The sequence below is a fragment of the Kiloniellales bacterium genome (assembly GCA_030064845.1).
GTDB lineage: Bacteria > Pseudomonadota > Alphaproteobacteria > Kiloniellales > JAKSDN01 > JASJEC01.
This window is the reverse complement of record JASJEC010000038.1, coordinates 1-13233: the sequence shown is the minus strand read 5'-3', so window position 1 is coordinate 13233 and position 13233 is coordinate 1. Positions and strand designations below refer to the sequence as shown.

Annotated in this window: 7 protein-coding genes; 3 read left to right on the top strand and 4 right to left on the bottom strand. The window is 62.1% G+C overall.

The window, feature by feature from the left end; genetic code table 11:
• Positions 1-230 precede the first annotated feature (230 nt).
• Positions 231-2030: an adenylate/guanylate cyclase domain-containing protein gene (locus QNJ67_14065; GenBank protein MDJ0610097.1), complete on the top strand. Its 1800-nt coding sequence runs from the start codon at positions 231-233 to the stop codon at positions 2028-2030.
• A gap of 424 nt (positions 2031-2454) precedes the next feature.
• On the opposite strand, the gene QNJ67_14060 is transcribed toward QNJ67_14065, so the two are convergent.
• The gene (locus QNJ67_14060; GenBank protein ID MDJ0610096.1) at positions 2455-4662 is read right to left on the bottom strand and encodes a molybdopterin-dependent oxidoreductase; all 2208 of its coding nucleotides are present in this window, start codon (positions 4660-4662) and stop codon (positions 2455-2457) included.
• 11 nt (positions 4663-4673) lie between these two features.
• Positions 4674-5126, bottom strand: coding sequence for a (2Fe-2S)-binding protein (locus QNJ67_14055; GenBank protein ID MDJ0610095.1), 453 nt, complete (start codon positions 5124-5126; stop codon positions 4674-4676).
• 313 nt (positions 5127-5439) lie between these two features.
• Here QNJ67_14055 and QNJ67_14050 point away from each other — a divergent pair, with 313 nt between their 5' ends.
• Entirely contained in the window at positions 5440-7587 is a 2148-nt protein-coding gene (locus QNJ67_14050; GenBank protein ID MDJ0610094.1) for a C45 family autoproteolytic acyltransferase/hydrolase, read from the top strand.
• A 482-nt stretch (positions 7588-8069) separates the two neighbouring features.
• Here QNJ67_14050 and QNJ67_14045 read toward each other — a convergent pair whose 3' ends face one another.
• Together QNJ67_14045 and QNJ67_14040 are read right to left on the bottom strand one after the other, a co-directional pair.
• Positions 8070-9563, bottom strand: coding sequence for a hypothetical protein (locus QNJ67_14045; GenBank protein ID MDJ0610093.1), 1494 nt, complete (start codon positions 9561-9563; stop codon positions 8070-8072).
• A 363-nt stretch (positions 9564-9926) separates the two neighbouring features.
• The gene (locus tag QNJ67_14040; GenBank protein MDJ0610092.1) at positions 9927-11789 is read right to left on the bottom strand and encodes a hypothetical protein; all 1863 of its coding nucleotides are present in this window, start codon (positions 11787-11789) and stop codon (positions 9927-9929) included.
• A 642-nt stretch (positions 11790-12431) separates the two neighbouring features.
• Between QNJ67_14040 and QNJ67_14035 the strand changes: the two genes are divergently transcribed.
• Entirely contained in the window at positions 12432-13109 is a 678-nt protein-coding gene (locus tag QNJ67_14035; GenBank protein MDJ0610091.1) for a hypothetical protein, read from the top strand.
• Positions 13110-13233 lie beyond the last annotated feature (124 nt).

Sequence of the window (13233 nt, the reverse complement as noted above, 5' to 3'; positions counted from 1 at the left end):
GTCGGGTGTGGGTCATCTCCGCTCTTGGGGCTGCGATCCCGCTCACGTCCGGTTATAGGGCCAGAGCGGCCCTCTCGAGCCTAGAGGTCCTGAGCTCGGGCCAAAGCGGACATGCCGCCGCCGTTGCGGGCACGGCAAGGTTTAGCCACTAGGCGACATCTGGGAACTTGCTCCACGCATAGATTTTTCCAGGGCAGTTGGTTAATCTCAGCGCCGAGGGAGGATCGGCAATGGAGCGCCGCCTCGCGGCCATACTCGCTGCAGACGTGGTGGGTTACTCGCGCCTCATGGGCGAGGACGAGGCAGGCACCCTGGAGACACTCAAAGCGCTGCGCAAGGGTTTGGTGGCGCCGGAGATCGCCAAGGGTAAGGGCCGCATTGTCAAACTATTGGGTGACGGCCTGCTCGCCGAGTTCGGCAGCGTCGTGAAAGCCGTCGAATGCGCCGTTGCGATCCAGACCGGCATGCTGGAACGCAACAAGGCGATACCACTGGAACGCCAGGTCGCACTGCGAATTGGCATCAACCTTGGTGATGTCATCGTCGAGGGCAGCGATATCTACGGCGATGGAGTGAATGTGGCAGCGCGCCTGGAAGGGCTGGCCGAGCCGTGCGGTATCTGCATTTCCGATGCCGTTCGGACAGCTGTCGGAAAGAAGCTCAACCTAAACTTAGAAGATATGGGTCAGCAGCAGGTCAAGAACATCGAAGAGTCAGTAAGAGCCTATAAGGTAACGCTGGGCTCAGAAGACGAGTCAAAAGTAACAGCGGCAAAGACTCCCACACATGAACTCCCAGACAAGCCCTCAATCGCTGTGCTGCCATTTATGAATTTGGCTGGCGATGCTGACGACAATTACTTCGTGGAAGGAATCACCGAAGAGATTATGACTGGCCTCGGCCGATTTCGTGAGATTGTTGTGGCCGCTAAAGGATCGTCCTTCCTTGTTGGCAGTCAATCGTTGGAGATAAGCGAGGCGGCGAAGAAGCTCGGCGTCCAGTACATCCTAGAGGGAAGTGTGCGCAGGGGCGGCGATAGAGTGCGGATCACAGCTAACCTCGTTGAGGGATGGACGGGTCATCAACTCTGGTCCGAGCGCTACGACCGCGTCCTTGACGACATTTTTGAAGTACAGGACGACGTCGCGCAGAGAATCGTAGTGACGCTGGCGGGAAGCATCGAGCGGGCTGACCAAGCGCGGTCACTAGGCAAAGCGACGTCAAATCTGTCTGCATACGAATGTGTCTTGCGTGGTCGACACTTCTATGGCGAGTGGGGGAAAGGCCACAACGACGAAGAAATCCTCCAAGCTCGTAAGATGTTCGAGAGGGCCATCGAGATAGACGAGAGATGTGCGTCAGCTTACGCCGGGCTTGCCGCCACCTACTTAACGGAATTTGAACGAGCGTGGTCGGATACGCCGAAAGTGGCCGGCGAACAAAGTCTAGCGTTTGCCTGCAAGGCGGTGGAACTTGACGATAAAGATAGCTATGCGCATCTGATACTAGCGGCCGCCCAGTGGAAGGTAAATCGGGACTGGGAGCGCTCCCGGTCCCAGCTTGCGGCAGCGATTGAGCGGAATCCTAATTACTACTGGAACTATTGTTTCGGCAGCTGGTTTTGCGCCTGCGCGGGAGATTTGGAGTTGAGCCTTGACCACGGTCATGAGGCTATCCGTCGCAATCCGCTCCTGCCGGACAGCTGTCTCGTAACACTCGGCTTCACAGAATACCTAGCTGGACGGTACGAACACGCCATCGAGAATTTCACTCGGATGACCAACATGGGTGAGGATGCTTGCGCTGGCCTGGCCGCGTCCTATGCCCAACTCGGGCGGCAGGAGGAGGCATCGGCGGCAGCGGCGGAATTTTGGGACCTCAGCAAGAGAGGCCGGATGAATGCGGCAGACTGGGCTTCTTTTTTGGCAACCTATATGCCGTTCAAAGATCAAGAACCAGTTGACCATCTAAGCGAAGGCCTTGGCAAAGCTGGTTTGGTCGCTGATGACATATCAACCGCAGAGCCGTGACCCACCGGTCCTACTCGAAGCCTCAGAGCCATAAATGCAACGAACAGCACCTTGGTGTTCGTAAGCGGGCGGTACACCCGCAACAAGCGATGGCCCCAAAAGCGTCGGGCACGGATCTAGCCCAGCGATTTTAACCTGGCGGAAGCGGAGATTCGCAGAGGGGGATCATCGACCCCGAGTTCGTGTCGACGAGTAGGGGCAGTCAATGTCCGAGTAGGGTCATTCTCTCCCGTCCGCAGCGGCCGACATTTAGTTCCGGAAGCAGGGGCACAGCGGAAGCCGTCAAAAAAACGCGGCCATCCATCACCGGCATTGCCGCGAGACGACGCTCGTCTCGCCGCGCGCGAAGCCGGCCGAGCACAAAGGGATTGCCCTCGGGAGCCCGAGGTCCCGACCAGAGCAGATCGCGATTGAAGGGATTGCCTCAGGCGATCGCTTCGAGCACGCGGTCCGGCGTGAAGGGCATGTGGCGCAGTCGGCGGCCGGTCAGGGCGTAGAAGGCGTTGGCGATCGCCGGCGCGACGACGGGGGTGCTGACCTCGCCGATGCTGGTCGGCGGCGCGTCGACCTTCGCGAAATCGACCTCGATCTCCGGCGTCTCGTCGATGCGCAAGATCTCGTAGTCGAAGAAGTTGCTCTGCTCGACCTCGCCGTCCGCGATCGTGATTCGCTCCTTCAGGGCGCTGCTCACGCCATGCACGACGCCACCTTCGACCTGGGCCAAGGCGTTGTCCGGCGAGACGATCAGCCCCGCGTCCACGGTCGTCCAGAAGCGCTTCACGGCGATGCCGCCGTTCTCGCGGTCGAGGCTGATCTCGGCGACGCCGGCGGCCATGGAGTCGCCGTAGCCGGCGAAGGCCAGCCCGAGCGCCGTGTCCGACCTGGGCTGTCCCCACCCGGACATCTCGAGCACCCGTTCGATCAGCCAGCGGCCGCGCGGGTTGTGCTCGAGCAGGGCCATGCGGAAGGCCACCGGGTCGGCGCCCGCCTCCTCCGCGAGCTCGTCCATGAAGGCCTCGGCGGCGAAGCTGGTGTAGGCCGCGCCGATCCCGCGCCAGGGGGCCAGGCGGGCGCGCCGCTCGGTGATCAGATGCTCCGCCCGCATGGCGCCGAGGTCGTAGAACTTATTCTCCGCGCCGCGCATGGTGATGATGTCCTGCGGCTCGACCTGGCCCCAACGGACCGGGTTGAAGTAGGCGATCACCGAGGGCGCGGCCACGCGGTGCCGCCAGCCCGACAGAGCGCCCTCGGCGGTGAGCCCGGCGACCATCTTCTGGGCTGCCGCCGGCCGGAACGCGCCGAACTTGACGTCGTCCTCCCGGGTCCACAGCACCTTGACGGGCCGCCCGACCGCCTTGGACGCCAAGAGCGCGTCGCGCAAGTAGGGCTGCATCAGCTCCGTGCGGCGGCCGAAGCTGCCGCCCATAGGCATCATGTGCAGCGTGACCTGGTCGGCGGAGATGCCCAGCGTCTCGGTCACGGTGCGGAGAGACCAGCTCTGGGTCTGGCTCGCGATCCAGACCTCGGCGCGACCTCCGCCCTCGGTCACCGCGGCGACCGCGCCCATGGGCTCGAACTGGGCGTGATAGGCGTAGTCGGACAGGTAGGTGTGCTCGACCGTACGGGACGCCGCGTCGAGGGCGGCCTTGACGTCGCCCGTCTCGCGCCACACGGCGCCGTCCTTGGCGAGGTCGCCGGCCGTCGCCGCATAGTCGGCGAGATCCCGGTCGCTGTTGAAGGCGCGGGCCGGCGCGCTCTCGCTCCACTCGATCGACAGGGCGGACTTGCCGAACAGCGCCGCCTCCTGAGTCTCCGCGACGACGGCGACGCCGTCCGGCAGCGTCACGGTGCGCAGGACCCGCGGAACGGCCAGGGCGCCGCCGTCGTCGATCGACAGCGGCGTCTCGCCCTCGACCGGCGCGCGGACGACCGTGGCGTAGAGCATGTCCGGCACGCGAACGTCCGCGCCGTAGTCAAAGGCGCCACGGCTCTTCGCGGGAATGTCGAGGCGCGGCAGGTCGGCGCCGATCAGGCGGAACTCCGACGGCGCCTTCAGGACAGCCTCGGAGGCCTCCGGGATCGGCACCGCGGCCATCTCGGGCAGGGCCGCGATCTCGCCGTAGCTGAGTCGCCGCCCGGTCTCCGGATCGACCACGGCGCTGGGCTCGGTCCGCAGCCGCGCTTCCGGCGCCGACCAATGCGCGGCGGCCGCCCGGATCAGGGTCAGGCGGGCCTGAGCGCCGGCCAGGCGCAGCGGCATGTAGTAGCCCTGCACGGCGCTGCTGCCGGCCGTGTAGAGCACCATGCCGAACTTGGGGTTGCCGTAACGGCGATCGTCGACGTTGAGCTGCTCGACCCGGACCTGCGCCCAATCGGCGTCGAGCTCCTCGGTCAGGATCAGCGGCAACGCGGTCGAGGAGCCCTGCCCCAGGTCCGTGGCCGGATACACGATGCGGATCAGATCGTCCGCGCCGATCTTGACCCAAATGTTCGGCTGCTGTCCGGCGCCCTCGAGCGGATCGCCGGCCGCCGCGACCCGGCTCAGCCCCCCGGTGCCAACGGTGAAAGCGAAGCCGGCGGCGCCGGCCAGGAAGCCCCGCCGAGTGACGGCGAGCGTGGCGTCAGTGGTCACCCGAGCCTCCTTCACGCTTCCCGCGCCGCGCGCTCGACGGCGCGGACAATGCGGACATAGGTGCCGCAACGGCAAAGATTGCTGCTCATGGCCTCGACGATCTCGTCACGGTTCGGGCTCGGGTTCTCTTCCAGCAAGGCGGCGGCGCGCATGATCTGACCCGATTGGCAGTAGCCGCACTGCGGGACCTGCTCGGCGATCCAGGCGCGTTGTACCGGATGGTCGCCGTCCTCCGACAGGCCCTCGATGGTCGTGATCTTGGCGCCCTCGACATCGCCCAGGGCCGTGATGCAGGCGTAGGTCGCGGCGCCGTCGACGTGGACGGTGCAGGACCCGCACATGGCCGCCCCGCAGCCATACTTCGATCCGGTCAGGCCCAGATGCTCGCGCAAGGCGATAAGGAGTGGCGTCTCGGCCGGCGCGTCGATCTCGACGGGCGAACCGTTCACGGTCAGACGGGTCATTCGGGCTTCCTGCGGTTGCGGGACTGCAACTCTTAATACGTCCTCAGGCGCCATACCGATTTGGGTGTCCGAGGCGAAACTTCCAGCCGGCGTTTTCCTCTTCGAGAAATCCGATCAACTGGCGCCGCCTTTCCGATCCTGTTTGGCCGTCGTCGACGGGGCCGAGAAGGCAGGGAAACGCCCATCCGCCGCTGGGGTCGCTACCAATTGTGACTCTTCGCACTTTGCCGACTCCGGAGTCGGTGGATGATAAAGGGACGCCTACTGCGTCGTTCTCTTGTCTCTCGAAGCCCTTTCGCGGAGGAGGCCGCCCATGTCTTTTCGCCATGTCGAAGATCGCCCGACCCCGGCCGACTGCCGCGCCGACAGCCGGCTCCAGGTCTGGGAATGCGCCGGCAAGCCGTTCTTCCTGCTCGCTCAGAAGGGCCGTTTCCCCGATATCTGCTATGACCACGGCCGGCTGCTGGCGTCAGAGATCGAGGACGGGGTCTTTCCGGAGATCCTGGCGACCATCGCCCACGACGTGGACGCCGATCCCGGCCTGAAGGCCGGACTCGCCGACAAGATCCAGGGCGCCTTCTTCAACCGGGTCTGCCGCGACCTGCTGCGTTCCACGAGCGACGAGTTCCGCCGCGGCGTCGAGGCGCTGGAGCGCGGCTGCTTTGCCAGCCGGCCGAACTCGATCTTCGACCGGGACGCGGTGGAACACGCCTGCGTGTCGATCGACGCTGGCAACATCGCGAGCGGCTTCACCCACCTCCGCAAGCACCGCCGGCTCAGCGTCCTCTACGGCTATTGGCGGAACTACGTCACCAACGCCTGGGTCCTGAACCGCTGGGGCCGCCGCTACGCGGATTCGGGGGAAGGCAACGTGCACGACGACGTCCCCCTCGCGGAGTGGCTCGACGGCGCGCCCAGCGCGGGCAGGCTGCAGCCCGCCGGCATGGGCTGCACCGGATTCTGGGCGGCGCCCGGCCTGACCGAGGACGGCTTGGGCCTGCACGCGCGGAACTTCGACGGCGGTTATTTCGCCTGGAACGACTATCCGGTCCTGGGTCTGATCGACGAGACTCCGGAGAACCCCGCCTGGCAGCGCTACGCGGCCGTGGGCACCGCCGGTCTGGTCTACTCGGGCGGCATCAGCGGGCTGAACGAAGCCGGCATCGCCGCCTCGCTGCACCAGATGTCGACCGTGAACTTCACCGTGGGCGACGGCAGCGGCGACTTCGACCTGGCGCCCTACGTCCAGCAGCGCATCCTGCGCGAGGCGCGCACGCTGGACGAGGCGGTCGATATCGCCCGCGGGCGCAAGCACTTCGCCTCCTGGACCATTCTGGTCAGCCACGCTCCTTCGGGTAAGGCGCTCAGGATCGAGATGAACGGCAGCGAGGACGACAGGGGCGCGCAGAGCCAGAAGGTCGAAGCCGCGCCCGAAGCGGAGCGCATGATCCAGACCAATCACTTCCTGTCCGACGCGCTGAGGGAAAGAAACAAGTTCTTCGACGACGCGCACTTCACCAAGACGGTCGGCAAGTGGATGGAGACCCGCGCCCGCTTCGCCACGGCGGGGGCCAAGCTCGATCAGGCGGTCGACCAGGGCGCGCTGGGGACCCGCCGGGCCCTCGAGATCCTCGCCGACCATGACGACCACGCGGCCGGCGGCGAACGGCGCAGCTTCGGCCGGACGATCTGCAAGGCCTATAGCCTGATGACCAGCATCGCGCGGACCAGCGCCGACCGCGCGGCGCCGGCGGACCAGATCTGGTTCACCGTCGGCGACCGGCTGCCCGGCCCGCACGCGACGCTGGCCGGTTTCGCGATCGACTGGGCGGGCCTCTCCGTCACGCCGCTCGACAGCCACGTGGCCGAGACCGTGCCGCCGGGGATGCTGGCGGCCATGGAAGCCTACGTCGAGGCCTTCGCCGCCTATTTCCGCCCGCGCGAGCCGGACGGCGCCTACTTCCGGCGGCGGCCGACGGCGACGGAGATGCAGAACATTCGCCAGGTGGCCCTCGCCGCGCTCGACCGCGCGGTGGAAGGGGCCGAGAGCACGGGAATCGTCGAGCCCACGTTCCGCTATATCCGCGCCCGCCTGTGCCACGAGACCGCCTTGGCGGAGCCCGCCACCAACCGCCCCGAGCTGCTGCAGCGCGCGGCGCGGGACTGGGCCTGGCTGCGCCAGCTGGACCGCGACGGCGCGGTCACGATGACCGACTGGGAGCGGGCGCTGGTCTACACCCTCTCCGCCGTGACCGAGATCGCGCGCGACCAGCAGGCGCGGGCGACCTTCGAGAGCCTGCTGGAGACCGGCCGCGGCTACCTCGAGAAGGTCGCGCGGGAAAGCTTCGGAACGGACGGCCTGCACCAGGACATCAAGACCTGGCGCAAGGTCGCCGCGGCGATCGAAGCCGACGAGGCCGACGCCGCGCTGCCGGACATCGACTTCGTGACCGTGGAGTGAGGCGGAACGACCATTACCCTCGTCGCGGCCGTGACGAAGCGACGGGGTCACCGACGCACTGTCGACCGGTCAGGACGCGCAGTGAGGCAAGTCAGGTCGACCTGGTCGCAGCGAAGCCGATCACGGCATTACCTGCCCCACGCGTCTGAAAACAGGGAGCAGAGCGGTCGTACGATGCTCGTAGGTCCGAACCTGAGGCAACTCCTGACGTGCCGCCGCTAGGATTTTAACGGCGGGAAATAGCCACGAGCAGACTTCAACCTGAAATGTGGGCTTCGGTGGTCAAGAGCTGTTTACTTTGCGGCAGAGCAGCTCTGGGATCCGTTTCTACGCGCTTTTGTCGACAATGCCCGATGTGGAAGCAACACTACTCGGCGTTCGTGTACTCGGTACAACTGCACCAAAAATAAACCACCAGATGATTTTGTGCCATGGCTGTACGCCTATAATTTTGAGTCTTACACGCTCGTATTCCTCAGGAGCTATACTTTCCAATAATTCAAAGTGTTCTTTGTTGTCTTCCAAAAATTCACTATTTCTAATTTCTCCACCAATTTTCTAATCAGATATTCAACAATCTCCCCCCGAAGTTCAGTTTCTATTACATTTTCTAGTACTTCTTTATGAGGGCGGTTTGAGAAGTTCATTCGATCCGACTCTAACGTATCCCGCCAAAGAGCCGCGATTGCACCAGGATCGTACTTACCTAGTCGAGCCAACGCATCTAATTCATAACGAGAAAAACCTGGATCGCTCGATAAGAACCTCTCGGCAAAGTATGGGATCGCCCGCTTCGACTCCTCTCCCAAAGCTTCTAGTGTATCTATGACCAGGCCCTTATCATATTTCTCTAATTTCAAGGATGAAACGATGATAGGTACAGCCTTCGGAGCAATTCTCTCACCTATACTCTTCATCATATTCAAGCTAGTCACGCTCAGACTTCGAAGCTCCGCCAACCAGAATAATTCGATCAAACCATAGGGTTCGCGAATAGCTGCTAAGGCGCGAATAGCCGCATCTCTACCACGCTGATTGATGTCACGTGTGTAATGATATCCTTGGGTTCCTAGGGTACCGGAAAATGATCTCTGAAAGCCGATACTTTTTTGTTCAACCCGTGCTTTAGAGGCATCGATTAGTTTGGGAACAGCTTCCCTAGCGTCTGCCCCCAAAGCTCCCAGTTCCCTACTTGCGAAAACGCGCAACTCTATGATCGTTGACTCGAGATCTCTTGTGAGTTGGCGAATCCATTTTTCAGAGGACATATTTTTGCGATAGAGAAGTCGTTGTTCAGGCGACATGGCGCTGAGGACCTGGTAACCGACCAATCTCAGTTTGGGATTTTCATGACTTAGATACCGAATAACTAGCTGGTGCCCGCCCTCTTGTTGATTGAAATTTCGCGAAACAATAGCTGCGAGCGCGCCAGCAACCTTATCTACTCGGCTCCATGGAGTCTCTTGGTACTCACCCACTGGTAGTCTTACAAGATATTCTTCAACGGCAGGAATAGCCGATGCATCGCCGAAACTTCCTAACGCGCGAATAGCGACTTGGTGATTATAAATCAGTACCAACGGTGTTGTGTGACCCGAAGCGGGTTGATCTGGCCTATTCAAAGCGTCAACATACTTGGGTGTCGCATCTGAAATCTGTGGGCCGCCGATATCGATGAGGGAATTTGTAACTTGTATATCAATTGACCCGGAGGGGGATACCAGATTTTCAATCAAAACAGCAACGGCTCTTTCGTGTTCGCAGCCTGTGCGCCCGGGCTCAGAGCGTTCTCCTAACATTGTCTTCATTTGCGCTTCCATCCAGTCTTCTTGCGCCTGCGAAGCGACAGAAGATGAACCAGACGGTTGATTCAGTTCGTCCCGCGCCGGACATAGGAGCTCCTCAGGCGCCAAAGTACCACCTGGCCATACGATGCCGAACAACATGATTACCAGTGTGACGGTTCGAATGATCAAGCGCAGGCTGCCTTTCGCACCTCACTTTTACGTCAAATCCTGGATTATATCCTACGACACGGAGAGTTGACTACTCGTTTGGATCACACATCCCCTTTCCACGGCTCAGAGTTCCTCTCCTTCAAGGTGAGTTTGGGTCAGAACTATCCCTGGCTGAACGGAGGCAATTACGTCGGGCTTCAGGGGCAAAGCAGAACGACTTCCCGATCTTGGCCGGTCTGCTCTGGGAAGTGTAGACGGCAGACGGATGGCCCGCTGGAAACAACCCTGCAGCTTCGCTTAAGGCCTCCTTCGCGGCGACTCCCATGACCCGGCCTACCTGCTCTGGCCGGGCCGATTGGGAAAGGTGTTGCAGGCTCACATCTAGGCTCCGCCTCCCGGCTGCACGGCGACCGCAGCGGCGTTGCCGCTGGCATCCGTCGCGGTCACGCGCAGGGTGAGGTTCGCTGCCTCGATCTCGAGGACGCCGTCCTCCGACTCCACCTCGGACTCGTCGTCGACCTCGAACTCGATGATCTGGCCGTTCAGGACCGGGATGTCGGTGACTCCCGGCACCTTCAGCACCGCCGTCACCAGGGGCTCCGGGTCGCAGAGGTCGCTGACGGCGAAACCGACGCGCAGCCGTTCGCCACTGACGGTGGTCAGGCTGGCGACGATCCCCGGCGGCGTCGTGTCCGCAACCGTGACCAAAACCTGGTCTGGCTCCGAATCGAGCTCCCCATCATTGACGACGAGAGTGATCGGGTGAACACCGATCGGCAGTTGCACCGTCGGGCTGACGCCATATGCCTTTCCGAAGCCGTTGCGCCATTTATAGCTCAGCGCGTCGCCGTCCGGGTCCTTGGACTCCGAGCCGTCTAGCGTCACCAGGGCGCCGGCCGGGCTCGTGCATTCCGCCGTCTGGTCCACTCCGGCATCGGCGACGGGCGGTGCGTTCTCCGCCAAGGAGAGAACGAACACGCCGGCTGAGCCATCCTCGAGGTCGGCTGCAAAGGCGAGCTTGTCGCCGCTCAGTCCTTCGACCGAGAATTGGAGGCCCTCGATGGCTATGCCGTTGATCGTGTCGTTCAGGTCGATCACCTTGCTGAGCGACCCGAAACGGTTCGTGTAGATGCCTTGCTGCGAGACGGCCCGGCCGAAGAAGGCGACGGCGCCTTCGTCCATGGAGGGATTCGACACATTACGGAAATCACCCACGCCCTCCGGGATCGGGGTCTCGGTGCCGGCGACGAGGGCTATCTCGTACACGCCCATCGCTTGGTGGACCGCGGTGTAGATCCCCCCAAGCCGACCGGCGACACCGAAAAACGCGAGGTTCTGGCCGTCCAGTGACGGGCTGGAAAAGCCTGCAAAGGGCGGGCCGCCACCCTTTGGTGAAACTTTCGTATCGACCACGACGCCGAGCTCGCCGTCCATCCAGAGGTAGATCCCGCCCAGCTCGATCAGGCCCATGTCGCCGCCCGCGCCCACGAAGGCCACCTTGTCGCCCTCGATCGAGGGATCGCGGAACGCGACGGTCGCTTGGCAGAACGTGCCGGGGCAGCCGAAGGCGATAGTCCCGTCACAGTCCGGATCGGTGCTCGGCATGAGCGTCTCCTCGTTGGCCAGGGCCACCAGCGTGCCGTCAGTGTTGCTCTTGTAGACGCCGATCTGGCCGAACGGCTTCACGGTCTCGTCGACGTTCTGGCCGATGAAGGCGGTCATGCCGTCATGGAGCGATGGGGCGGACTCGAAACCGATAAACGTGCCGAAACCGGAGGGGATCGGCGTGAAAGCATCGGCGACCACCTCGAGGCCGGCGCTGTTGCCCGTGTAGACACCGAACTGAGCCACTCCCGGGCCGCCGATAAAGGCGACGGTGTCGTCGGAGATCGAAATGCGCCGGGAGAAGTTCTCGAAGAACCGCACCGGGTCGGTGTTGGGGACGGGGAACGTGATATCGGCCACCCGGGAGAGATCACCGTCGAGGCTTTTGTAGACGCCGAAGGTCGAGGCGCTTCTGGCGCGAACGCCCACGTTGTGGCCGTCGAGCGGCGGCGGGAAGAAATGCGTGAAGGCCTCGTCTTCGTCCGGTGGCACGTCCGTGGCGCTATCCGCAATGGTCCGGCAGGGAAAGGCTTCCGCAGGTCCTACCAGCGGCGTCATGGAGCACTTGAAGTCGACCGCCGCGGCGCCCTGCGATGTAAAGGTCAGCAAAAGAACCGCGAACAAACGCGGCCCGCGCATGAGGCTTCTCATCGTGGCCTCCCTCGGTTTGAAAAGCTGTGCTTTCGCCGCTCGCCCGAAGTCGACCTGATTCTCGATGAACTCTATGCTTCAAAATGCTGCCGGGCTCGCCTAGATCCGCGAGGCGCGCAGCGACCAGTAATCATAAATTTTGTGAGCGGGAGTTTTCCAGCATCCCTTAGATATATATTCTACTACAAAACCGCGACAATTTCACCACCGAATCACGGATGCGGTTCGTAGTGTTTCGACCGTAATGCCAGAAACGGTGAAACCGCAGCCCTAAGGTTCATCGGAGGGCCGGCGGTGGTGCCCAGTTTTCGTTATGGGGCTACGGGTTGTTGTCTATCCGTCGATTCGGGTGGCTAGAATGTCTTGTGCCGAGATTGACCTGTAGACCTCTGCTTCGGGTCAGCCCCGGTCCTGGGGCTCAGATTGCACGCAAGTCCGGATATGGGGGCAGAGCGGTCCTCTCGAGCCCAGAGGTCCGGAGCTGGGAGCAAGGCGGACATACCGGCGCCGATGCAGCCACGGCAAAGTGCAGCCAATACCAGAAGTGGACCTTGAGCCACATCATCGACAACGCCCCTTCCTTGGTTCCTAACTGCTCCTCAAACCAGCCCAATCCAGGAGTTGGCCGAAGTGGTACGTGTCGGCGTGCTGGCATTTACATTGCTCTTGTCTGGGTGCTTCCCCTTGCCGCCCGTCTGGGATGCCGGGGACGCAATCTATCGGATCGACTTTATCGAAGAAGGCATTACCACTAAAGAAGAGGTGATAGCCGAGCTTGGCGAGCCGGATACCCTGGAAGAAGTCCCCGACGGAACCGTATTCGTCTATCGGGGTGAAGCCACAAACGTCCTGACTTATGCGTTTTTTCCAATCCAGCATGGGACCTTCAATTGGAAGGTTCAAATAGAGTTCGACGAAGACGGATTGGTCCATTCCGTTAAGTCTTCCAAGATGAGGCCAGTTCCCGAAGTGATCGAACTACCTGATAGTCCGCACGAACGAGAAATGGCAATTCGCCAACATTGGTTCTCGCTATGTCAGCAGGCAGTTGAAGGGCGTGGTTATGCAAGCTCATACGTGGCTTTTCACTTCCGTTATGGCTGGCACCCGGTAGAGAAAGATCTCGTCAAAGCATATCTCTGGTACACATTTGCTGTTAATCGTGGTTACTCCAGCGCTACAGGACATCGCAGAGATCTCGAAAGCGAAATGAGTGTGGCTGAGATAACCGAGGCCGAGCAACTAGTCAGGGAATGGCAGGCCGATCCCTCAGACTGTGAGCTGAAAGCAGCGCAGGCGGACAACTGACACTCCGTCCGCAACGGGTCATCTCCGGGCCTGCGGTTCCTGCGCCACGCCCGTCCGGTTTCAGGGTCAGACCGGTCGCCGCTGTTCTGAGGTCTGGAGCGGGAGCCAGAGCGGACGTCCCGGC

What these genes read in the sequence shown, in the direction of transcription:
- QNJ67_14065 (MDJ0610097.1), top strand. Translation starts at nt 231, where the DNA reads ATGGAGCGCCGCCTCGCGGCCATACTCGCTGCAGACGTGGTGGGTTAC.
- QNJ67_14055 (MDJ0610095.1), bottom strand. Translation starts at nt 5,126, where the DNA reads ATGACCCGTCTGACCGTGAACGGTTCGCCCGTCGAGATCGACGCGCCG.
- QNJ67_14050 (MDJ0610094.1), top strand. Translation starts at nt 5,440, where the DNA reads ATGTCTTTTCGCCATGTCGAAGATCGCCCGACCCCGGCCGACTGCCGC.
- QNJ67_14040 (MDJ0610092.1), bottom strand. Translation starts at nt 11,789, where the DNA reads ATGCGCGGGCCGCGTTTGTTCGCGGTTCTTTTGCTGACCTTTACATCG.